12 protein-coding genes are annotated in these 24079 nt (G+C 69.0%); 8 read left to right on the plus strand and 4 right to left on the minus strand.

Annotation, left to right across the window (positions count from 1 at the left end):
• The first annotated feature begins 31 nt into the window (after positions 1–31).
• The 4 genes from HNR09_RS11720 to HNR09_RS11735 are packed head-to-tail and all read left to right on the plus strand — an operon-like array spanning position 32 to position 9045.
• Positions 32–3511 (plus strand): ATP-dependent helicase, encoded by a 3480-nt coding sequence (locus tag HNR09_RS11720; RefSeq protein ID WP_179542207.1) that lies wholly within the window; start codon positions 32–34, stop codon positions 3509–3511.
• A complete protein-coding gene (locus tag HNR09_RS11725) occupies positions 3508–7179 on the plus strand; it encodes an ATP-dependent helicase (RefSeq protein WP_179542208.1) in 3672 nt (1223 codons plus the stop codon). The genes HNR09_RS11720 and HNR09_RS11725 overlap by 4 nt, the downstream gene beginning before the upstream one ends.
• A 48-nt stretch (positions 7180–7227) precedes the next feature.
• Complete coding sequence (locus HNR09_RS11730; protein ID WP_179542209.1) at positions 7228–8193, plus strand: HNH endonuclease; 966 nt, start codon at positions 7228–7230, stop codon at positions 8191–8193.
• Between the two features lie 9 nt (positions 8194–8202).
• Complete coding sequence (locus HNR09_RS11735; protein WP_179542210.1) at positions 8203–9045, plus strand: Fpg/Nei family DNA glycosylase; 843 nt, start codon at positions 8203–8205, stop codon at positions 9043–9045.
• 47 nt (positions 9046–9092) lie between these two features.
• Here the strand turns inward: HNR09_RS11735 and HNR09_RS11740 are convergent, their stop codons facing one another.
• Positions 9093–10349 carry an MFS transporter gene (locus HNR09_RS11740; protein ID WP_179542211.1) on the minus strand — a complete coding sequence of 419 codons (1257 nt, stop codon included), beginning with the start codon at positions 10347–10349 and terminating at the stop codon, positions 9093–9095.
• Positions 10350–10611: 262 nt separating this feature from the next.
• A complete protein-coding gene (locus tag HNR09_RS16505; protein WP_179542212.1) occupies positions 10612–12477 on the minus strand; it encodes a phosphotransferase in 1866 nt (621 codons plus the stop codon).
• A gap of 187 nt (positions 12478–12664) precedes the next feature.
• Here HNR09_RS16505 and nudC point away from each other — a divergent pair, with 187 nt between their 5' ends.
• Both nudC and HNR09_RS11755 read left to right on the plus strand, forming a co-directional pair.
• Complete coding sequence (nudC, locus tag HNR09_RS11750; RefSeq protein ID WP_179542213.1) at positions 12665–13753, plus strand: NAD(+) diphosphatase; 1089 nt, start codon at positions 12665–12667, stop codon at positions 13751–13753.
• Positions 13750–15936 (plus strand): ATP-dependent DNA helicase UvrD2, encoded by a 2187-nt coding sequence (locus HNR09_RS11755; protein ID WP_179542214.1) that lies wholly within the window; start codon positions 13750–13752, stop codon positions 15934–15936. Before nudC ends, HNR09_RS11755 begins: the two co-directional genes overlap by 4 nt.
• Positions 15937–15999: 63 nt before the next feature.
• Here HNR09_RS11755 and HNR09_RS11760 read toward each other — a convergent pair whose 3' ends face one another.
• Both HNR09_RS11760 and HNR09_RS11765 read right to left on the minus strand, forming a co-directional pair.
• Complete coding sequence (locus HNR09_RS11760; protein WP_246348810.1) at positions 16000–16569, minus strand: M48 metallopeptidase family protein; 570 nt, start codon at positions 16567–16569, stop codon at positions 16000–16002.
• Positions 16570–17653: 1084 nt separating this feature from the next.
• A complete protein-coding gene (locus HNR09_RS11765; protein WP_179542215.1) occupies positions 17654–19291 on the minus strand; it encodes a zinc-dependent metalloprotease in 1638 nt (545 codons plus the stop codon).
• 340 nt (positions 19292–19631) lie between these two features.
• Here HNR09_RS11765 and HNR09_RS11770 point away from each other — a divergent pair, with 340 nt between their 5' ends.
• Positions 19632–20675 carry a YlbL family protein gene (locus HNR09_RS11770; RefSeq protein WP_343047529.1) on the plus strand — a complete coding sequence of 348 codons (1044 nt, stop codon included), beginning with the start codon at positions 19632–19634 and terminating at the stop codon, positions 20673–20675.
• A 143-nt stretch (positions 20676–20818) separates the two neighbouring features.
• Positions 20819–23956: a UPF0182 family protein gene (locus HNR09_RS11775; RefSeq protein WP_179542217.1), complete on the plus strand. Its 3138-nt coding sequence runs from the start codon at positions 20819–20821 to the stop codon at positions 23954–23956.
• Positions 23957–24079 lie beyond the last annotated feature (123 nt).

The raw sequence follows: 24079 nt of genomic DNA on the forward strand, positions 1-24079 counted from the left end.
CGTGTCACACCGCTCTGGTTGAATGACTGGCATGGAGTTCGATGAGTCCCAGCGCCAGGTCCTCGCCGCCGTCGCCGAGCCCGGCCACGGCCCGATCCTGGTGCACGGCGGACCAGGCAGCGGCAAGTCCACGCTCGCGGTGGAGCTGGCCCTGCGTCACCTGGAGTCCGGCCAAGACTCCCATCGACTCCTCGTGCTCTCACCCACCCGGGCGACGTCGGCGGCGCTGCGCGACGAGATCGAGACCTCCTGGGCGCGCCGGGACACCAGCGGCCGCGGCGGCTCCCTCTCCGAGCAGCCGTCGCGTTCCTTCTCCTCCTACGCCTTCTGGCTGCTGGGCGAGGCCCGCCGCCGCGAGATCCTCACCTTCCGCGCCCGCCAGCCACGCCTGCTCTCCGGTGCGGAGCAGGACAGCATCATTCGTCAGCTGCTGGCACCGGACCCCGCCACCGGGCTGACCACGATCAGCTGGCCGGCCGCACTGCAGGAAGCGGCAGGCACCGACGGATTCCGCAAGGAGATCCGCGAGCTCTTCGACCGCGCCGCCGAGTACGGGGTCTCGCCGGAGCGCCTGCGCGCGCTGGCCGAGTCCTGCCGTCGCCCCGAGTGGCGGGCCGCGGCCGACCTCTACGAGCAGTACCGGGAGGATCTCGATGCCGGCTCCAACGCGGACGCCTTCGACCCCGCCGGGCTGATCAACGAAGCCTGCAACCTGTTGGAGGAGAACCCTCAGCTGCTCGAGGACGAACGCCTGCGCCTGCGCCGGATCATCGTCGACGACATCCAGGAGGCCACTCCCAGCGTCTTCCGTCTGCTGCGGCTCGTCGGCGCCGGTGGGGACGTCGTCGCCTTCGCGAATCCGGAGACGGCGGTCCAGGGATTCCGCGGCGCCCGTCCGGACAAGCTGCGCAATTGGACGACATCTCCGCAGCGTCTCAGCTCCGAGGCCGCCGCCGGACTGGATCCGGAGACCGACCTCGACGTGGACGGCATCGTGCGCCGCAGCGTCTCCGGGGCGATGACGCCGGATCCGCACGGTGGACTGCCCGGGGCAGAGCCTGCAGTCATGGTGCTGGAGGAGAACCACCGGATCGCGCCGGCGCTGGGCCGGGTCTACGCCCGGGTGCTGCGTCGGCTGGCTCCGATCGGACCTCAGTCGGCCCGCAGGCGATGGGAGGATCTGCTGGCGGCCGGTGGTGAGGACGTCGGCCAGGGCACCAGCACTCACGACGGCGAGGAGGACGACGCCGTCCCCGGCTCCTGCGCTGTGGAGGTCGTGCCCCAGGACTATCTGGCTGAACAGTTCGTGCTCCAGGAGGTGCTCGACCGGCATCACCGGGCCGGAGTGCCCTTCGAGGAGATCGCCGTCATCGCCCGCAACGGGACCATGCTGACGCGTCTGGTGCGCATGTTCCAGGCCCAGGGCGTCCCGGTGCGGCAGTCGATGAGCGACGTCATCCTCAACCAGGAGCCCGGTGTGGCGCCGCTGCTGCAGGTGCTGAGCATCGTCGCTGACCCGGAGGCCAGGGAGGTCGAGCTGCCGGAGGTGCTGGTGCTGCTCACCAGCCGCTACGGGGATGCTGACTCGATGTCACTGCGCAGCCTGCGCCAGGTGCTCCGGCAGCAGGAGCGCCGCAGCGTCGAGGGTGAGCCGCGCAGCTCGGACGAGCTGCTGTGTGCGGCGATCAACTCCCCGGAGGATCCGGTCGTCGCCGCGGTGCGTGCCCAGGAGCGATACCGGCACCTCACCCGCGGGGTGGAGCGTATCGCCGCGATGATCCGTGCCGGGCGCACGGCCTTCGACGCCGCCGCCGGGCCTGAGGAGCTGCTCTGGGAGATCTGGGATGCCGCCGGGGTCAGCGCCCACTGGGCGGGGGTCTCCCGCAAGCCCACCGCTGAGGGTCGGGTCGCGGACCAGGACCTCGACGCCGTGATGGCGCTGTTCCAGGCCGCCGAACGCTTCGCCGACCAGAACCCCGGGGCGACCCCGCAGGCCTTCGTGGACCACATGGAACGCCTCGAGCTGCCCATGGACACCCTGGCGAAGACCTCCGCAGGCGACCATGCCGTGGAGGTGCTCACTCCCGCCAGTGCGGCCGGGCGGGAGTTCGACACCGTGATCCTCACCGGTCTGCAGGAGGGAGCCTGGCCGAACCTGAACCCGCGGGGCCAGCTGCTCGGCAGCGGGCAGCTGGTCGACGTCGTCGAGGGGCGTACCGACGCTGCGGCCCAGTCGCCGCTCGTGAAGCGGATGAACGTGCTGCAGGACGAGTACCGCCTCTTCGCCTCGGCGGTCTCCCGCGCGAGGCGACGCCTCTTCGCAGTGGCCGTCCACGGGCAGGAGGAGAGCCCCTCGATGCTGCTGGACCTGGTGGTCCCGCCCGATGAACGCTCCTCCCGCGGCTCGGCCATTCCGCGACCCATCACCGCACCGCGGCTCATCGCGGAGCTGCGCCGTCACCTGGAGGACAGTGTCCAGCGGGAGCTCGACGGCGCTGAGGCCGGTCCCGCGGTTGTCCAGGAGCGGGAGGCTGCCGCTCGGGCACTGGCCCGTCTGGCTTCAGCCGGCCTCACCGGAGCCGACCCGGACCAGTGGTGGGGGCTGCCCGAGCTCAGCACCGATGCGCCGTTGCTGGAGCCCGAGGAGGTCGTGCGGGTCTCGCCGTCGAGCGTGCAGACCGCCGTCGAGTCGCCGCTGCAGTGGTTCACCCAGGCCGCCGGGGGAGTGGAGCCCACCGACTTCACCCGCATGCTGGGCTCGCTGATCCATGAGATCGCCGAACACCACCCCACAGAGACCGACCTCGAGGTGCTGCACCGGGAGCTGGAGGACCGGTGGCACACTCTGGGACGCGATGAGGGCTGGGAATCCGAGAAGGACCGGCTGCGGGCCGAGCAGATGATCGGCAAGCTGGCCCAGTACTATCGCGCCGTCGAACGCGACGGCCGCGAGGTCGCGGCCCGAGAGCTGAAGGTCGAAGCGACCCTGGAGGTCCCCGCGGGCGAGCCCGACCGTGACGGTGCCGAAGCTCCCGGGCGTCGCACGGTCCAGATCCGCGGTGTGATCGACCGGGTCGAACGCTCCGCAGACGGCCGGCTGTTCGTCATCGATCTGAAGACCGGAAAGACCAAGCCCGGCAAGAAGGACATCACCACCCATGCGCAGCTGGGGGCCTACCAGCTGCTGGTCTCCCTCGGCGCTGTCGATGCGGGCCTGGCCGGTGACGCGAGCGCAACCGGAGACGACGGAGACCAAGGTTCGCCGGACGCTGCCTCCCCGTCCCTCGGCGCTGCGCTGCTGCACGTCGGCACGCCGGTGGCGCAGCTCGACCTCCAGGGACAGCCCGCTCTGTCCGAGGACGAGGACTGGCCGGTCCAGCAGGTCACTCTGGCGGCTCGGGTGATGTCCGGGTCCCGCTTCGACGCCTACCACCCCAATGGCCAGCAGTCCTGCCGCATCGGGGCACTCTGCCCGCTCTGCGAGAACGCGAAACAGGTGACCCAGCCATGAGCACACCGACGCACACCACGACCACGGGGGAGACCATGACTGCCCGCCCTGCGGTGCGCTATACCGCCTGTGACATCGTCGACGCCCTGCAGCGGGACGTCCCGCCGGAGAAGCGTCTCTATCCCACCGCCGAACAGCAGGCTGTGATCGAGGCCGGAATGGATCCGATGCTCGTGGTCGCCGGCGCGGGCTCCGGGAAGACCGCCACCATGGCTGATCGAGTGGTGTGGCTGGTGGCCAACGGCATCGTCCGGCCGGATCAGATCCTGGGGGTCACCTTCACCAAGAAGGCCGCTGGAGAGCTGAAGGAACGGATCGCCGGACGGCTCCGCCAGCTCGTCGACGCCGAGCTGATCGCCCCGGAGGACATCGTTCCCGCCGAGCTGGTGGAGTCGGCCCGCACCCAGTCCCTCTCGGATCTGCTGGCCCCGGCGGTGTCGACCTATCACTCCTATGCGAACACTCTGGTCAGCGAATACGGACTTCAGATCGGCCTGGAGCCGGAGACCCAGCTGGTCGGTGAGGCCAAGGCGTGGCAGATGGTCCACCAGATCGCCAGCAGCTATGAACGTGCCCAGGTGCTGGTGGAGGCGGATCAGTCCGCCGGCAGCCTGGCCGGGTATGTCATGCAGCTCGCCTCGGACTGTGCGGAGCACCTCCGCACCCCCGACGACGTCGAGGCACACCTGGGTGAGGAGCTGGCCCGGGTGGATTCCTGGCTCGCCGCGGGGGCGAAACCCAACAAGGGGCAGGCCGGACTGGTCCAGAACCTCCGGGTGCGACGCGAGATGGCCGAATTGGTGCGCCGTTTTCAGGAGGCCAAGCATCGCGAGGGGTTCATGGACTTCGGTGACCTGCTGCGATTCGCCGCACAGATAGCCATGGAGGTCCCCAGCGCCGGTGAGGCGGAGCGGGAGAAGTACAAGGTCGTGCTGCTCGACGAGTTCCAGGACACCTCGTACGCCCAGCTGGCCCTGTTCAGCAGTCTCTATGGCACCGGCGGCTCAGGGGAGGGGGTCGGGCACGCCGTCACCGCGGTGGGGGACCCGAACCAGTCCATCTATGGGTTCCGTGGGGCCTCGGCCGGGCAGCTCTTCGACTTCCCGCAGTCCTTCCCCGCATTGGACCCGCAGACCGGCGACCGGCGGCCGGCCGATCTGCTGCAGCTGACCGTGGCGTGGCGCAACGGGCGCAGCATCCTGGATGTCGCCAACCGGATGGTAGAGCCGTTCCGACGGGACTCGGCGGATTCTCTGGGCAAGCCCTGGAGGCAGCACAACGCTCATCTGCGGGACCAGCTCAAGCCGCTCAGCTCCCCGTCCGGCGCGGCCGATGGCACGGTGAGCTACGGCTGGTTCGCCTCACAGGCCGAGGAAGCCGGTGCCATCGCGGCGCAGCTGGGGGAGGCCTTGGACGTGCCGGACGCTTCGGCACGGCCCAGCTGTGCGGTGCTGGCCCGTACTCGGGCGCAGCTGGGGACTGTGGCGGAACATCTGCGGGCCGCGGGCATCGAGTATGAGCTGGTGGGGCTCTCGGGCCTGCTACGGACCCCGGAGGTCGCGGAGGTGCTGGCCTATCTCCGCGTCATCGCGGACCCGGGCCGCTCGGATGCGCTGATCCGCATCCTGGGCGGTGCGCGCTACCGGATCGGTCCGAAGGACCTCGTCCAGCTGCAGCGCTCGGCGCGTGACCTGGAGGGCTTCCGACAGCGTGTCGACAGCGGCGGCGAAGTGCAGAGCGAGTCGGCCGACGCCCCGGATGCCGAGGACCGGTATGAGTCCACGGTCCTGGAGATGGACGAACGGTCGTCTCTGGTGGAGGCTTTGGAGCGGCTGCGGGACGCCCCAGAGCAGGCGGAGCGTCTGGGACTCTCGGCGGAAGGGCACCGCCGGCTGCTGCTGGCCAAGGAGCAGATCCGTCGCCTGCGGCAGTGGGCCGGACTGGACCTGGGCGTGCTGATCCAGCGGATCGTCAGTGACACGGGCCTGGATGTGGAGGTCGCGGCCCGCCCCTGGGAGGAGCAGCACTACGCGACTCGGCAGCTGGACGCGCTGATCGATGAGGCGGAGGGCTACGCCTCCACCGAGACCACGCCGGATCTGCGCAGCTTCTTGGACTGGCTCGATGCCGCCGAGGAGAAGGAGCGGGGGCTCGAGCAGGCCGACATCGAACCCCAGGAGGGCGCGGTGCAGCTGCTGACCATCCATGCCTCGAAGGGCTTGGAGTGGGACGTGGTCGTCGTCGCCGGGCTGCGGGAGGAGAAGTTCCCCACTCAGCAGACGGACCGGTGGACCGGGAAGAAGGGGATGCTTCCGGCCCGGCTGCGGGGTGACCGGCTGAGCATTCCGCAGTGGGAGTCGGATCAGGACACCTTGCAGGAATGGGCTGTGGCCGCCGGTGCCGGGACCTTGAAATCGTTCACGGACGAGAACTCCGTCTACTCGCAGGACATGGAGGACTTCAGCCGGGAGGAGGAGCGTCGCCTGGCCTATGTGGCCGTCACCCGGGCGAAGAAGCTGCTGATCTGCACAGGAGCGTGCTTCTACGCGCATACCAAGGGCAAGGGGCCCTCGGAGTTCCTGGAGGAGATCCGCGAGGTCCTCGACGCCGGCGGTGGGGCTGGGCAGAACCAGTTGGCGTGGGCCGAGGTCGAGGACATGACGTCCAACCCGTTGGCGGGGCAGATGTTCGGGGCGCACTGGCCCTATGATCCGCTGGCGCCGATGCCCATCGCCCGCTATCAGGAGCAGAAGGCGCCCGAAGGTGAGGCCCGGCTGGCGACCAAGGAGCAGATCGACGCCCCGGCGCAGGATCCTGGACGCCGTCCGGCACTCACCCGCGCCGCGGAACTGGTCCGGCAGGCCAGGGGACGGGAGGCGTACTCGAGCGAGGGCGAGCTGACTCCGTGGGAGCAGGAGGCCCAATGGATCGTGGACCGGGCCCGCGCTCAGCAGCGGGGCAGCGGGTTGTCGGCGTTCCCTGCGCACATCAGTGTCTCTGGAGTGGTGGGCATGGCGCGCAATGCGAAGGGGATGGCGGAGTTCGCACGTCGCCCGGTGCCGGTGAAACCGTCTCAGGCGGCCCGCCGTGGCACGGTGATGCACGAGTGGATCGAGGAGTTCTACGAGACGCGCAGTCGCCTGCCGGACATCGAGGAGCCCGGGCGTGGAGACGAGGAGCTCGACGACGCTTTCGACCTGGCCCGGGTCAAGGAGCAGTTCACCCGGACCGAGTGGGCGCAGCGGCAGTTGTACGCGGCCGAGATCCCGGTGGAGACCTCCATCGACGGCGTGGTGGTCCGCGGACGTATTGACGCCGTGTTCGGGCGGACCGAGGACGGCCGCGACCTCACCGCTGCGGACCAGCACCGCTGGGAACTGATGCCTGGAGAGGAACGCGACGCCCAGATGCGCCGCTGCACCTGGCACCTGGTGGACTGGAAGACCGGCATGGTCCCCACCGGCAAGGACCTCACCGAGAAGCAGCTGCAGCTAGCCGTCTACCGGCTGGCCTTCCACCGGCTCTACGGAATCCCGCTGGACCAGATTGAGGCATCGTTCTTCTACGTGGAGCGCGGGGTGACCGTGCCCGGTGAGGACCTCCCCGAGGCCGAGGCCCTGGAGAACCACATCCGGTCCGCTAGGGGATTTTTCAATGCAGAAGCGTAGCCGTTGTCTCGCTTCTCAGATGATTTCTCATGGCCTAAGGTAAAGGATATGACCTTGCCAATTCCCGATGGTTCGGCGCTGAGTACCGGTTTGGCGCAGGATCTGGATTTTCGTCGGTTGGCTTTCGGCTGGCTCGAGCAGAGAACAGAAGGAGGGGCGAAGCCTCTCAGCCGTGGAGAGATTCAGGAGTTCAAGGGGCATCGCCCCGAGGCTAGACACCATCTAATTCTTCAGGAGGGTATCTGGAAGCCTGCGGAGCTATTGGGGACTCTCTCCGTGACGACCGGACTGCCGCACGGACGGAAAGATCGGACCATCTACCATGACGAGATGTCTGGTGGGCTTGTGGATTATCAGTTCACCGCTTCTCCCAAGAAGCAACACCAGAACAAAGGTCTCGTCCAAGCTGCCGAGCTCAATCTTCCCGTCATCTACTTTCGAGGCACTGTATCTGGGGCATTCGACGTCTACTTCCCCGTGTATGTCCAGATTCCTCCGGGACGCCGTACGGCGCTATTGGATCTCACCTCCCGGTCCCTTCCTACGGGACTCGTCGACTTCGGCTACTCCGGTTCCTTAATTGAGGTCGACCCTGAACATGGTGAACGTACTGTGCGTTCGCGCTTGCACCAACGGGACTTTAGGGCCAATGTGATGACTGCGTACCAGAAGCATTGCGCGGTCTGCACCTTGGGCCATTCGAAACTGCTCGACGCCGCGCATATCGTTGAAGACAGTCAAGGCGGACGACCGGAGATCAGCAACGGTCTCGCACTGTGCAAGATCCACCACGCCGCATACGACTCCAACATCATGGGGATTTCGCCCGATCATCGGATTCACATCCGCCGAGACATCCTTGAGGAAACCGACGGGCCCATGTTGCGGCATGGTTTGCAGGACCACGAAGGTCAGCAACTGCGGGTTCTTCCTGCGAATCGCACATGGCACCCGGATCGAGAAGCCCTGGCGGAGCGTTTCGATACATTCAAGACGGCGACGCCGCTAGGTTAGGTCACAATCATGCCCGAAGGTGACAGCGTCTTCCGCGAAGCGGCCATGCTCCACGAAGCACTGGCCGGCCGCACCCTGCTCTCCACCGACTTCCGAGTACCCGCCTTCGCCACTGTCGACTTCTCCAGGCAGAGGGTGGACCGGGTCCAGGCGCGAGGCAAGCACCTGCTGATCACCGTCGGTGACGCCGTCGTGCATTCCCATCTGAAGATGGAGGGTACCTGGCACGTCTACCCACGCGGTACCGGTGGGCCAGGAGCCAGACGAGGGGGACCCCGATGGAAGCGCCCCGCCCATACCGCCCGATGCGTGCTGACCGCCGAACATCACCAGGCGGTCGGCTTCTCCTTGGGGGAGCTGCACGTCTTCACCCCCGCCGAGATGGATGAACACATCGCCCATCTCGGCCCTGACCTGCTCGGAGAGGACTGGAACGCAGCCGACGCCGCACGCCGGATGGGCTCCCAGCCGGACCGGGCCATCGGCGTCGCGCTGCTGGACCAGCGCAATCTGGCCGGGGTCGGCAACGTCTACCGCAGTGAGATCTGCTTCCTCGCCGGCGTCCACCCGGACACCCCGATCGGCGCAGTCCCGGATCTGAGCCGGATCATCGACATTGCCCATCGGCTGCTGCAGATCAACAAGCTCCGCGGCCGCCGGAGCACCACCGGCACACCGACCGCAGCGGTGCAGTACTGGGTCTACGGGCGAGGCGGGAAGCTCTGCATGCGCTGCCAGAGCCGCATCATCCGGTCCCACTCTGGGGAGGAGTCCCAGCGACGCGCAGCCCAGGAGGACCGGGTCATCTACGTCTGCCCGACCTGCCAGCCATCACCCGGCCAGCCGAGCTGAGCAGGCTTCTACACGACGTACCCAGCACCGCACCAACCCGGAGGGACTCAGCCCTGCGCCTGCTCCCGCCGGCTCAGCCAGATGACGTACCCGGCGATCAGCACACCCACCGCGGCGGCGGCGGCGCCGACATAGCTGGGTGCGCGCAGGCCCCACCCAGCGTCGATCACCGAGGCCCCGATGATCGCGCCCAGGGCGTTGGCGGCGTTGAAGGCCGAATGATGCAGGGAGGCGGCCAGCTGCGGGGCCCGCGGGGCCGAGTCGATCAGGTAGGTCTGCATCGAAGGACTCAGCGCAGAGGCTGAGGCGCCCACCAGGAAGAGGAACACCAGGGCCAGCAGCGCAATGTGCGCCGTGGCGGCGAAGAGCACCATGAACACGGAGATGAGCGCCATCGAGATGATCACCGTCCCCAGCACGGACTTGTCCGCCGCCCACCCGCCGATGAAGTTCCCGACCACCATGCCGACGCCGTACAGACCCACCACATAAGGCAGGTAGCGGGCATCCAGCAGGGCCACATCCGTCATCACCGGGGAGATGTAGGAGTACAGGGCGAACATGCCGCAGAACCCGACCACGGCCAGCAGGATCCCGACCCAGAGTCGCTGGGACTTCAGCCCCTTGAGCTCTCCCTTCATGGAGGCATGCTTCGAGGGCATCTGCCGGGGCGCGAAGGTCGCCACCGCCGCCATGGTGATCAGCGCCAGCACCATCACGATGGCGAACATCCACCGCCAGCCGAACTGCTGACCGGCCCAGGTCACCACCGGTACGCCGATCACATTCGCGATCGCCAGACCACCCAGCACCGCGGCGATCGCCTTCGAGCGCCGCGTGGGTCCCGCCATCTGGGCAGCCATCAGCGCGGCCACCGCGAAGTAGGCTCCATGCGGCAGGCCCGAGATGAATCGCGCCGCCAACATGGTCTCGTAGTTCGGAGCCAGCAGGCTCAGCCCATGGCCCACCACGAACAGCGCCAGCAGGAACAGCGCGTACTTCCGCCGCTCACGGGTCGCCCCGGGAAGGGCCAGCAGCGGAGCACCGACCACCACGCCGAGCGCGTAGGCGCTGATCAGATGCCCACCCTGGGGGATGGTGATCTCCAGATCAGCCACCGCCTCCTGCAGCAGCCCCATGATGGCGAACTCGGTGACACCGATCGCGAATCCGCCCAGGGACAGCGCCACGATCGCGATGACGATCTGGCGTCGGGAGAATCGCGGATCCTCCGTCACCAGGGGAACGTCGCTGGTGGCAGGGTGCGCGGAGTCGTGCTGAGGAGTGCGGGTGGAGGTCGGCACAGAGAATCCCCTCGATCAATCAGGTGTGCACGCCAGGGGAGGCGCGGGATACAGGTCTGCGTTCGTCAGAAGAGAGCACACCGATGTGCTGAACACGCAGGCGACAACTCGGCCGGAGGCGGGCCCATTCCCCGCAGAAGGGGAGATTGCTGTCACAGCACAGGGCATGTCACTCGATCGACGGCGGCCGGTGCATGCCGTGACGGCGGTGCGTCGCCCCGCTGGCCCAGGGGAAGCGAGCCAGCGCAGCAGCGCGCACCGGTCAGGAACCCGGCGGGCGAAGCCCCGGGTAGGTCGAGTAGATCGCGCTGCGGGGGGAGGAGCCCGACGACGGCGACGCCCCACCCCCGTCGGTCGGCTCGGACGAGTCGGAGTCCTCCACTGACGCCTCCCGCTTCGAGCTGCCCCGAGCTGTCGGCTCCACGGCGGTGGCTCCCTGCTCGCCGGACCCGTGGGATGGAGACGCATCGCCGCGGGCCTCGTCGGGAACGTCGGCGGGCGGGACCACCGGGTTCGTGCCGGTGTCGGCGCTGGGAGCCGACCGTGCGCTGTCCGCGGACTGGGCGGGGAAGAAGTTCTTCTGCTTGGCGCGTTTCTCGGACTCCGCATCGGCCACGATCGGCAACGACCCGGACTCGGGCCGCCGTGACTGCTCCTCGGCAGTCTCCGGCACCGGAGAGATCGTCCCGGTCGGGGTGTCGTCCTCGTCCAGGAAGAGCGAATCATCCACGACGCGGGGAATGTCCCCGGTGGGCTGCTCATCCGCGGCGGCGGAGCGCGTGGAGGCGGCACCGTCGTCCACAGGGGAAGCGGGGGAGACCGGAGAAGAGGGGGACTCCGGAGAGCCAGGAGAGGCCGGCGACGCCGGGGACGCCGGGGACCCCGGGGACACGGCGGGGAGCTGGCCGGTCGGGGCGTCGTCGTCGAGCGCAGACTCAGCCGGAGCCGTCGCCGGCTCGTCGCCGCCGGAGGCCTCGGGCTCATCGCCAGGCTCTCCTGCGCCCTCCTCTGCGGCCTCCGAAGGGGAGGGCGCCGAGGAGTCCTCGGCAGAAGCATCGGTGATGACCACCGGCTCATGGTCATCCGCGCCGGACTCGGCCCACTCGCCGGTGTCAGCCACCGTGGCGGCTGCTCCGGCACGGGCCACCGGCCGCGAGTCCTGCTCCGTGGCCGGTTCCTCTCCCTGCATCGGGGTCAGTGAGATCGGCTGTCCGCCGTGGGCCTCAATGTCCTCCACCAGCTGACGCAGCAGGCCCCGTGCCTCTTCGACCATCTCCTGGTTCTCGGTGGCGTGACCGCGCACCAGCCACTGGGCCAGCGCGAACTCAGCGGTCAGTGCCGCCCGGCGCATCAGGTAAGGGTCGCTCGGGCCCCTGCGGTGCTGCTGATAGGAGGTCAAAACCGCCTGGGCGAAATCAGGATCGGGGGCGGCGGCCAGCCACGCGAAGTCATCCGCCGGGTCACCGATGTGCAGATCGGTCCACCCGGTCACCGCCACCACGCGCTCGCCCTCGACGAGCAGATTGTCCTCGTGCAGATCCCCGTGGCCCACCGTCGGAGTGAAGTCCCACAGGAGCTTCTCCTCCATGGCATGCTCCCAACGGCGCAGCAGCGAGGAGGGGATCTGGCCGGTGGTCGCGGCCTGGTCGAGCTCGTTGAGCCGCCGCTGGCGGAACCGCTCGGCCGAGTAGCGGGGCAGATCCGCATGGTCCACCACGGACTCATCCAGATCGTGGATCGCAGCGATGGTGCGGCCGACGTCCCCGATCACCTCGGCACCGCTGGCGGTCAGCTCCTCCAGCTCGAGGGTGCGTCCCGGCAGATGGTTGTACACGAAGGTGCGCATCTCACCGCGCCGCACCGCACCCGCCACTGACGGCACGCGAAAGGGAAGCTCCGCGCGGATCGCCGTGGAGAAACCACGCAGCACCTGCAGCTCGGTCTCCAGACGCATCGCCGCCTCCTGATGCTGCGGAGAACGGATGCGCCAGCGGTTGCCCTCGGAATCGATGACGATCGCCGAGGTGAAGTCCCGGGCGTCGTCGGCGACGGCGGCCACTCCCGTCGGGGAGAGGCCCGGCACAGCGGCGGTGGCCAGAGCCGCCAGTTCCATCGATGTCCATCGCACGGTCACCAGCGTATGGTCTCCTGATGCTCCTGGTCCGCTAGGGCACGCCGTGTTCCGGAACTTCTGTCATACCTGCCACAGCGCGTGGGCGGCGCCCCGGCCGACGCCGGGAGCCCGACTGGTCCGGAGAGGGCAGACCTCCTCGGACGCGTCCTCAGCAGTCACCGGTGAGCGCTACGGTAGATCCATGCAGTCTGCACCTGGTGTCCTCGACCTCCCGCTGTCCCGGCCGCGCATCGACCGCCGCGACCAGGACCGCCAGCGCCCCGACTGGCTCGCCCAGGTGTGGCAGTCTCCGGGCACCCGTGTCCTGCGGCTCGACGACGGCCGCGCGCCCGTGCGGGACGAGGCCGTCGCATCGGACGCTCCGGTCGCAACCCTCGGGCGGGACGGCGCACCGTCCCGCCCCGCCCGCCTGCGACTGGACCTTCGGGCCCCGCACGGGATGCTGCCTGCGGATGCCGTCTACCTGGGTGCGGACGGCACGGCAGCCGACGGGTCACCGCGTCATCTGGTAGCCGTGCCCGCGCCCGGCGAGGCCCATGACGGCGAACCGGCTCCATCGCGCACCGGCCACGCGGACAGCGGGGTCATGCGCCGCGAGACCGACGCCACCGAGGCAGACGGCCGACCCTCGGTCCGCTGGGCTGATCTACGCAGGGCCGGCGCGCAACTCGACGCCCTGGAGGCCGAGCTGCTCACTCAGGCCACCGCTGTGCTGAACTGGCACGCCACCTCCCCCTTCTGTCCCCGATGCGGCTCCGCCACGGAGATCCGCAGCTCGGGCTGGATGCGACGGTGCCCCGCCTGCGGGGCGGAGCACTTCCCCCGCACGGATCCGGCCGTGATCACCGCCGTCGTCGCCCCTGATGACACGCTTCTGCTGGGGTCGGCCACCCGCTGGGACGCTCGCATGTACTCGACCTTCGCCGGATTCGTGGAGGCTGGCGAGTCCCTGGAGGACGCCGTGGTCCGTGAGGTCGCCGAGGAGGCAGGGGCCACAGTGGAGCGCGTCGAGTACATCGGTTCCCAGGCCTGGCCGTTCCCACGCTCGCTGATGCTCGGGTACCTCGCCCACGCACGGGACACCCAGGCCCGTGCCGACCAGGACGAGATCCGCGACGTTCGCTGGTTCACCCGCACCGAACTCCACGAGCAGGTCGCCGGAGGGCACGTGGGCATCCCGCCCCGATCCTCGATCTCTCGGGCGCTGATCGAACACTGGTACGGTGACACGTTGCCCGACGTCGACATCTGGAGCAGAGGAGTGCGATGACCTCGTCCCCGTCCGACCCCCAGGCTCCGGACGCGGTCCTCGACGGGCTCGACGAGGAGCAGCGCCAGGCCGCCAGCACCCTGAGCGGACCGGTGTGCATCCTCGCCGGTGCCGGGACCGGCAAGACGCGGGCGATCACCCACCGCATCGCCTACGGGGTCCGCGCCGGCGTCTACGACCCTCACCGGCTGCTCGCGGTCACCTTCACCGCCCGGGCAGCGGCCGAGATGCGCTCCCGGCTCAACGCCCTGGGTGCCCCCGGCGTGCAGGCCCGCACCTTCCACGCCGCGGCCCTGCGCCAGCTGCAGTACTTCTGGCCGATGGCCATCGGCGGGGTCATGCCGGAGATCCTCGACCACAAGGTCCGGCTGCTCACCGAGGCCGCCCGGCGCCTGCACATCACCACTGACCGGGCCGCCCTGCGCGACCTCGCCTCCGAGATCGAGTGGGCCAAGGTCTCCACCCTGACCCCCGACTCCTACCTGGAGCTCGCCGGGGACCGCCCTCCGCCCGGGGGAGTGGACCTCCGGACCTTCGCCAAGCTCTACCAGTCCTATGAGGACGTGAAGCTGGACAAGCACCTCATCGACTTCGAGGACGTGCTGCTGCTGACCGTGGGCATGCTCGAGGACGACGAGCGGGTCGCCGCCCAGGTCCGCCAGCAGTACCGGCACTTCGTGGTCGATGAGTACCAGGACGTCTCCCCGCTGCAGCAGCGCCTGCTGGACCTCTGGCTCGGCGGCCGCGAGGAGCTGTGCGTGGTGGGAGACGCCTCCCAGACGATCTACTCCTTCACCGGTGCGACCCCCGACTACCTGTTGAAGTTCACCCGACGCCACCCGGAGGCCACGGTGGTCCGGCTGGTCCGCGACTACCGCTCCACCCCTCAGGTGGTGCAGATGGCCAACGTGCTGCTGGCCGACCGCACCCGGGAACAGGCGCGGATCCGCACCCAGCTGCAGGCCCAGGGCGAGTACGCGCCCTCCTGGCCGGACCCGCTGCGGCTGATCTCCCAGCGTGAGCACGGCCCCACCCCCTCGGTGACCCAGCACGCCGACGACGACGCCGAGGCCCGCTGGATCACCGAGCAGATCGGCGCCCTGCAGGAGAAGGGCGTGCCGCTGAGCGAGGTGGCGGTGCTCTACCGCACCAACGGGCAGTCCCAGGCCTTCGAGCAGGCGCTGACCTCGGCGGGGATCTCCTATCAGCTGCGTGGCTCGGAGCGGTTCTTCTCCCGCCGCGAAGTCCGCGAGGCGCTCGCCGCGCTGCGTACCTCCTCCCTGGTGGAGGAGGGTGAGGACGGTGTGCCGAAGACGGTGCGGAACATCCTCTCCTCCCACGGCTGGCGTCGCGAGGCCCCCGAGGGCACCGGAGCAGTGCGGGAACGCTGGGAGTCGATGGCGGCGCTGGTCGGACTCGCCGACCAGATCCACGCCGGCAGGGAGGCGCTCGGCAAAACCCTGACCATGCGGGAGTTCACCTCCGAGCTGGACGAGCGCTCCGCTGCCCAGCACGCCCCCACTGTCGAAGGGGTCACGCTGGCCTCACTGCACTCGGCCAAAGGGCTGGAGTGGGACGCGGTGTTCCTGGCGGGGCTCAACGAAGGCCTGATGCCGATCACCTTCGCCAAGACCCAGCGGGAGGTCGACGAGGAGCGGCGGCTGCTCTACGTGGGCATCACCCGCGCCCGCAAGCATCTCTACATGTCCTCCGCGCAGGCCCGGCACTCGGGCGGCCGCGGCCGGCGCAGCCCCTCCCGGTTCCTGCGTCCGCTGCGCCGGGAGCTCGGACTGGAGGAGCCCACCCGGAAGATCGCACCGTCCTCGGGCGCGGTGAATCCCAATTCCCGTGCGAAGCGGAAGACGGCGACCTGCACCACCTGCGGAATGGTGCTGACCACCGGGACGGAGGTCAAGCGCCGGCGCTGCGAGGACTGCCCCGCACGCTATGACGAGGAGCTCTACGCCCGCCTGCGCACTTGGCGCTCCGCCCACGCCAAGGAGCTCGACGTGCCGGCCTTCGTGGTCTTCACCGACGCCACCTTGGAGGTCATCGCCGAGCGGCTTCCCCGGACTGACGCGGAGCTGCTCGAGGTCCCCGGGGTGGGGGAGCGGAAGCTGGAGAAGCACGGCGAGGCGCTCAAGTCGGTGCTCAGCGAGGCCACCGAGGCACGACGCGGCTGACGTCGCGCCGGCCTGCCCATGCCCGTGACGTGATCCGGAGCGCGACGGAGGCTCACCATCGGCTCACCGCGGGTGGTTCCAGCCGAAGCTGACCCCCTCCAGGAACGCATCGGCCTCCCGGGTCCGCGGGTATCTGGCCACCAGCGCCTGGAACCGGGGGCCATGACCGGGCTCGATCAGGTGCGCCAGCTCGTGGACCAGCACCGCGTCCTGCACCCACAGCGGCATCTCCTGGAGACGCGCGGACAGCCTGATCGTGCCGTCAGTGGAGGTCGTGGAGCCCCAGCGTGTCGACTGCCGGGTGGACCACACCACGCTGGTGGGCTCCGGGATGCCGTCGAGGTGCTGCCGGGAGAGCTCCCTGGCGCGGCGGAGGAGGTCGTCGTCGCTGCGCCGGCGTTGGGCAGAGCGGCGCTTCAGCTTCTGCTGGAAGGCTCGAGCATGCTCGTCCACCTGTGTCCGACTTAGCCGGGACGGCACTCTGAGCCGCAGCCGTCCGTCCACCTGGTCAGCGGTGACGGTGCGTGTCCGCCGGGGCGAACGGATCACCAGGACCTCGGCACCGTCCACCATGATCGTCTGCTCGGCCGGCTGGCCGCCGGAGCCGCTGCGGCGGGTGGTGCTGCGAGGCATCGGTCCTCCTGGAGGGGTCTCGGGCGGGACATGGGATCAGGCGGGGATCAGGCCGGGATCAGGCGGGCAGATCCTCAGGCGAGCAGAGCCCAGTGCGCGAAGAGTCTAACCCTGCGGCCTGTGGATAACTCCGGATGCCCACGGCCGAGTTCTGCCACCATGTCTGCATGGACGTCACGACACCTGCTCTGATCTATCGGCTGCCGCCGGACGCCATCGCCACGGTGCTCGACGAGGCCACTGTGCGCCTGCAGGCCGGAGATGCCTCCGTGCTGGTCGATGGCGACGCCGAGACTGTCCTGGCCGCCACCAAGAGCCTGGCCTGTGGAGTCCCGGTGGCCGCCGCCCCCGAGGTGGTAGAGCAGCTCTGGACCCACGGGGTGCTTCAGCGCGACGACGGCGCCCCCACCGCCGAGCTGCGCCGGGCCCGGCTGGCCATGTCCTGCGTCCTCGTGGACGGTCTCAGTGACTGCGGGGCCCGCCTGGCCGAGCTGCTGGTGGACCTGGGGGTGGGGACGGTGGTGCTGCGTGACGGCACCGAGATCTCCGAGGAGGACGAGGGTGAACGCCTCCGAAGAGGGCGCCGTGGACGCCGGCGGGCCGAGGTTCTCACCGAGCTGCTCCGCGCGTCTGCTGACGGGACGGCCGTGCTGGAGTGCCCGGCCGAGGGCGGTGTCCAGGGTGCTGATGTGCAGGTTCTGGTGCGTGCTGAAGGGGCGTCCTGGCCCTCCCGGGAGCAGCTCCAGGCCCGGCTGCGGGAGACCTCACGGGTGCTGCCGATCAGCGTGGGGGAGCAGGGCGCGCTGCTCGGGCCGGTGGTCGCAGCAGCCGGCCCGTCGCCCTGCCCTGCCTGCCTCGAGAGTCATCGCCCCGGCACAGCAGAGGCGTCGCCCTCAGGGGCCCGATCGACGGGCGGCTCGCCGCTGCCCGGGTTGTGCGCCCACCTGGCGGCTCTGCAGCTCAGAGAGCTTCTGGCGGGGCAGCAGCTCCCGGACCTGACGGACACCGTGATACACATCGACGCCGGCACCGGAACGGTCCGTTCCCGACCGGTGCCACCCGCCGCGGACTGCCCCTGCCGGGCTCAGTCCGAGCTGTTCGGGGTCCCCTCAGAGTCACCAGAGTCACCAGAGCCACTGGAATCGCTGGAGTCACCGGAACTGTCGGAGGTCCCGGGGCCGTCGGAACCAGTCGATGTCGAAGGACCGTCGTAGCCGCCGTCGAGCAGCTTCTGCAGCTCCTCGTCGATGCGGGCCGATTCGGCCTCGCGCTCGGCCTGCCGGGCGAGGAAGCCGTGGGGGTCGTCCAGGTCCTCCTCGGTGGGCTGCACATCTGGGTGCGACCACACCTCGTCGCGACCGGACATCCCGGAGGTCTCCCGCAGATGAGCCCACAGGGCGGCGGCGTCACGAAGGCGGCGCGGGCGCAGCTCCAGGCCCACCAGGGCGGCGAAGGTGTCCTCAGCCGGGCCGCCCACCGCACGGCGCCGGTTCAGCGTCTCGCGCAGCGCCGGAAGCGACTCCAGATGTTCGGCCGCCTGGGCGACGACGTCGTCCACCCAGCCCTCGACCAGGGCCAAGGTGGTCTCGATGCGGGTCAGCGCCGCGTCCTGCATGGGAGTCCGTTCGGGGGTGAACAGACCCTGTGCCAGGACTTCCTGCATGGCCTCCGGGTTGGTGGGATCGATCTGGGAGGCGGCCTCCTCGACCCGGCTCATGTCGATGTGGATGCCGGCGGCGTACTGGGCCACCGCGTTGAACAGATCCTGCTCCAGCCACGGGCAGCGTGCGAACAGCCGCATCCGCGCGGCCTCGCGCAGGGCCAGGAACAGCAGCACCTCCTGCTTGTCCACCTGCAGGCCCTTGCTGAACTCCTCGACGTTCCTGGGCAGCAGAGCCATGGTCTGGCCGGCCAGAGGAAGGCCGATGTCTGAGGAGGAGTGGACCTCCTTGGCCAGCGTGCCCACGGCCTGGCCCAGCTGCATGCCGAAGGCCATGCCGCCCATGGACTGGATCATCCCGCTGATCTGCTCGGAGCCGGCGCCGCCCATCATCGCCTGCATCTCCGGGGGGACCGCCGAGCCCTGCTCGTCGAGCTGTTCCTTGATCGCCCCGGAGAGCGCCTCGGAGACGGACTCGGCCACCGGTTCGGTCAGCCGGCGCCAGGCGTCGAAGGTCTCCTCCACCCACTGCGCCCGGGACCAGGCCTTGCCGATCTGCCCCACCGACTCGAAGCTGGTGGCGCCGTCGAGCCACATGTCAGCCAGGCGCAGGGCCTCGTCGATGGCGCGGCTCTCGGCGGGGGAGACGCTGGGGTCATCCCCGGCGGCGGCCTGTCGGGCCGCCTGCTTGGCCATGTTCCAGTTCACGGGGCCCTGGCGGTCGCCTTCGGAGGAGGACTGCATCGCGGAGAACATGGCCTGCACCTGGCCCATGATCTGCTGCATCATCTGCGGGTCCATCGGCGGCAGGCCCAGCTGCGCGGGGTCGAATCCCTCGGGGAGCTGGGGACCGCCCTGCCCTGGGGTTCCGGTGAAGCCGATCGACGGTCCCTGGCCGGGCGTCGCGGGGCCCTGGGCGGCGTCACCGCCGCCGAAGAGCTGACGGAACATCTCCTCCATGGGGTCCTGGGGCTCACCGCCCTGGTTCTCGTCACGGCCCTCGTCGTCACGGCCCTCGTCATCGCGGCTCCCGCCGCGGCGTCCGGAATCGTCGGCATTCATGAGCTGCTCCCTGACTGGTCGATCAGCATGGGTCTGGAGCTCCAAGACTACTGCCGCCTGTGCGGCGCTGTCTGTGCGCCGTGTGGCCAGTTCGCGGAGGGAGGAAGCGCCTGGTGGGCCGAGTTCGCCGTCGTCGGCGCGTGATGAGACAATGGCCCGGATCACTATGACTGAAAGATTCACATCCCCGGGCCGGCCGTCGGAATCGTCGCGCCCAGGAGACGCTGCAGCCGGTGGGGACCCGGCGCAGCGGCCCGGACCGGCAGAATCCATCCCAGCGCCCTGGGAGGCTGACGCGCTTCCACCCGGGCCCACGCACAGCTGGACCCTGCGTCGCACCGTGCGGCTGGGCGCCGGCCTGGGCGCCGTCGTGCTCGGCGCGGCGCTGTTGGGCACCCCGGCCCCCTATCTGACTGAAGCGCCCGGGCCGGTGTTCAACACCATCGGCGAGTTCGGGGATGAGCCGATGATCAGCATCTCCGGACAGGACACCCACCCCACTGAGGGCGCGCTGAGCATGACCACCGTCTTTGTCAACGGGGCCCCCACCTCCACCGTCTACGTCCCGCAGGTCATCAAGGGCTGGCTGGACCCCAGCGTGGACGTCATGCCGCAGGAGCTCGTCTATCCCTCCGGGACCACCGCCGAGGACGTCCGGCAGATGAACACCGCCGCCATGACCAGCTCCCAGGATCTGGCCACCGCTGCGGCCCTGGACGCCTTGGACATCGATCACAGCCAACGCCTGCGCGTCATCGACTTCACCCCGCAGGCCGCCGACGTCGGCACCACTGACGTGCTGGAGGTCGGCGACGAGGTCCTCGCAGCCGAGGGCGAGCCCGTCACCGGAGTGGAGGGCCTGCGTGAAGTGGTGAACGACGCCGCAGGTCAGCCGGTAGAATTGACGGTGACCAGAGATGGTGAGGACCTCGACGTCGAGGTTCCCACCTATCAGGAGGCCGACGGGGACTACTACGTGGGCATCCTGCTCCAGGGCGACTTCGACTTCCCTGTGGATGTGGAGATCACCTTGGAGGACGTCGGCGGGCCCAGTGCCGGGCTGATGTTCACCCTGGGGATCATCGATCATCTGACCGAGACGTCGATGACCGGCGGGGAGGACTGGGCCGGCACCGGCACCGTGGACCCTGACGGCACGGTCGGCCCCATCGGCGGGATCGCGCAGAAGGTCGTCGGAGCCCGCGACGCCGGGGCGGATCATTTCCTGGTCCCGCGCGAGAACTGCGCCGAGCTCGAGGGCAGGGTCCCGCGCGGACTGGAGGTCCACGGCGTCGACGACGTGGACCAGGCCCGCCAGGTCGTCGAGGCGGTGAGGGACGCGGACGATGCGCTCCTCGAATCCCTCGAGAGCTGCGGGAGCTGACGTCCGGGAAGCCCCGGGCCCGTGCAGCACACAGACGTTCAGACACACCAGCGCAGAACTCCACCAGCAGACCAGCACAACAGCACAACGTCCCGCGCAGGCCGAGCACCGACGGCCCTGACCGGGACGAAGAGAGGGTAGATGTGAGTTTCTCCCAGGGATTCGGTTCGACGAACCCCTTCGGCGGCTCCGGCCTGTTCGGCTCGGGCGGCTCCGACGACGGCGGCTCCGACCGCGGAGGTTCCAGCGGAGGGAGCGGGGGTCCGCAGCGCAGTCAGCGCAGCGGGCCGCGCCGTCCGTCGGCGCTGACGCTAACGATCATCATCATCGCGCTGCTGATCGGCGCGTTCGTCATCTTCTCCGGCTTCTATGCCGAGATCATGTGGTACAACCAGCTGGGCTACTCGGAGATCTTCTGGACCGAGCGCCTGAGCCGGCTGGGCATCTTCGCCGCCGGTTTCGTGGTGATGGGCTCGCTGGTCTGGCTGAGCCTGTTCCTCGCGTTCCGGAGCCGGCCGCAGACCCTGGACCGGCAGATGAACGAGTCCATCCAGCGGTATCAGAACACGCTGACGTCCATGCGCCGGCTGCTGATGATCGGTCTGCCCGCCCTCATGGGCTTCTTCGCCGGGACTGCCGCCTCGGGAGCCTGGGAGGACGTGCTGCTGTTCTTCAACCAGGAGCCGTTCGGGATGACCGATCCGGAGTTCGGCCTGGACTTCGCGTTCTTCGTCTTCACGATGCCCTTCCTCGGCTTCATCAACGGATTCCTGATCTCGGCGGTCCTGGTGGCTGGGATCGCCGGCATCATCTGCCACTACCTCTATGGCGGCATCCGCATCGAGCCCAGCGGCAAGTTCGTCATCGAGAAGGCCGCCCGGTGGCACATCGCCGTGACCGCTGCGGTCTTCGTCGTGCTCCAGGGTGTGAACTGGTGGCTTGACCGCTACGGCACCCTGACCAGCCAGGACGGCAACTGGGCTGGCGCGATGTACACCGATGTCAACGCGGTCATCCCGGCTCAGGCGATCCTCGCGGTGGCCGCAGTGCTGGTGGCCGGCATCTTCATCGTCACCGCGGTCACCGGCCGCTGGCGGTTCAGCATCATCGGTACGGCCATGCTGATCGTGACCGCCATCGTCGGCGGTGCGGTCTACCCGTTCCTGGTGCAGGAGTACCAGGTGCGTCCCTCGGAGCGCACCCTGGAGAGCCAGTACATCGAGCGCAACATGGAGCTGACCCGGTACGCCTACGGGCTGCAGGACATCGAGCAGCAGGGCTATGACGCCGAGGTCTCGGCCGCAGAGGGTGCGCTGGCCGAGGACGCGGCCAACATCCAGAACATCCGCCTGCTGGACCCGAACCTGGTGTCGGCGGCCTTCGGCCAGCTGCAGCAGTTCCGTCAGTACTACGCCTTCAGTGACACGCTGAGCTTCGACCGCTACGAGATCGACGGCGAGAACGAGGACACGGTCATCTCGGCCCGAGAGGTCAACGTCGCCGACGACGCCTCCTGGGTCAACAGGCACCTGATCTACACCCACGGCTACGGACTCGTCGCAGCGAACGCCTCGGCGGTCTCGCCGGAGGGGCGCCCGGACTTCACCCTGCAGGACATCCCCACCCAGGGCGACCTGGCCAGTGATGAGGACTACGAGCCGCGCATCTACTTCGGTGAGAACACCACCGACTTCTCGATCGCGGGGGCTCCAGAGGGTGCGGACCCGATGGAGCTGGACCGTCCGGCGTCGGCGAACTCGGATGCGGACACCGTCTACACCTTCTCCGGCGACGGCGGTCCCTCGGTGGGCAACCTGCTCAACCGGGTGATCTATGCGATCCAGTTCCAGTCCCCGGAGATCCTGCTCTCGGGCGACATGAACGAGGAGTCTCAGATCCTCTACGACCGTCACCCGCGGGAGCGCGTGGAGAAGGTCGCGCCGTTCCTTGAGGTAGACCAGAACATCTACCCGGCGATCGTCGACGGCCGCGTGCAGTGGATCGTGGAGGGTTACACCACCTCGGAGAACTTCCCGTACTCCGCTGAGCAGCAGCTGGAGTCGGCCACCACCGACGCCCTGACCCAGGGCGGGCAGGTCCTCTCCGGGCAGGTCAACTACATGCGCAACTCGGTGAAGGCCACCGTGGATGCCTATGACGGCTCGGTCACCCTCTACGCGTGGGACGAGGAGGATCCGATCCTCAAGGCCTGGGAGAACGTCTTCCCGGAGTCCCTGGAGCCCTACTCCGAGATGAGCGCCGAGCTCATGGATCACGTCCGCTATCCGGAGGACATGTTCCGTGTGCAGCGCGAGCTCCTGGGCCGTTACCACGTGACGGACCCCGGCGCCTTCTACGAGAACAACGACGCCTGGTCCGTCCCGGACGACCCGACCGTCGAGGACGGCACTGTCAACCAGCCGCCGTACTACATGACCCTGCAGATGCCGGGTCAGGACGAGCCGAAGTTCTCGCTGACCTCCACCTTCATCCCGCAGATCACCGAGGGCGCCCAGCAGCGCAATGTGCTCTACGGCTTCCTGGCAGCCAACGGCGACGCCGGCACCGGTGAGGACGGGGAGAAGGCCGAGGACTACGGCGGCCTACAGCTTCTCGAGCTGCCGCGTGACACCGCGGTCCCCGGACCGGGCCAGACGCAGGCGAACTTCGACTCCAACGCCGAGGTCTCCCAGGAGCTCAACCTGCTTCGTCAGGGCGCTTCCGAGGTCATCAACGGCAACATGGTGACCCTGCCGGCCGGAGACGGAATGCTCTACGTGCAGCCGGTCTACGTCCAGTCCACCGGTACGACCGCCTACCCGCTGCTGCGCAAGGTGCTGGTCTCCTACGGTGAGGAGGTCGGCTTCGCCGACAGCCTCGGGGAGGCCCTGGATCAGGTCTTCGGCGGAGACGCCGGTGCCGAAGCGGCCGAAGGTGCCGGAGTCGAGGGTGAAGCCGTCGACGAGGGAGTGGAAGCACCTGTGGAGGACGACGCCACGGCCGAGGACGAGGACGTTCCGTCCCCGACTGAGGATGAGGCCACCACCGAGGATGACGAGGACGAGGCCACCGAGGACGACGACCCCACGGTGGAGGATGCGCCGACCGGTTCTCCGGAGGAGCAGCTGGCTGACGCTCTCGAGCGCGCCAACGAGGCTATGCAGGACTCCCAGCAGGCCCTCGAGGACGGCGACTTCGCCGCCTACGGGGAAGCCCAGGCGGAGCTCCAGCAGGCAGTGGAGGACGCCCTGGCGGCTGAGGAAGCGATCGCCGGCGACTGATCCTCCTCCGGCGCGGCGTCCCGTGATCGGGCCGTCGGAGTCGGGAGCTGAGGTGCTGAGCACGGCCCAGGACGGTGGGGTCGGTTCCCTGAAGAGGGGACCGGCCCCACTGTCGTCTGTGTC

Source organism: Nesterenkonia xinjiangensis (genome assembly GCF_013410745.1).
In the GTDB taxonomy this organism is placed as follows: Bacteria; Actinomycetota; Actinomycetes; order Actinomycetales; family Micrococcaceae; genus Nesterenkonia; species Nesterenkonia xinjiangensis.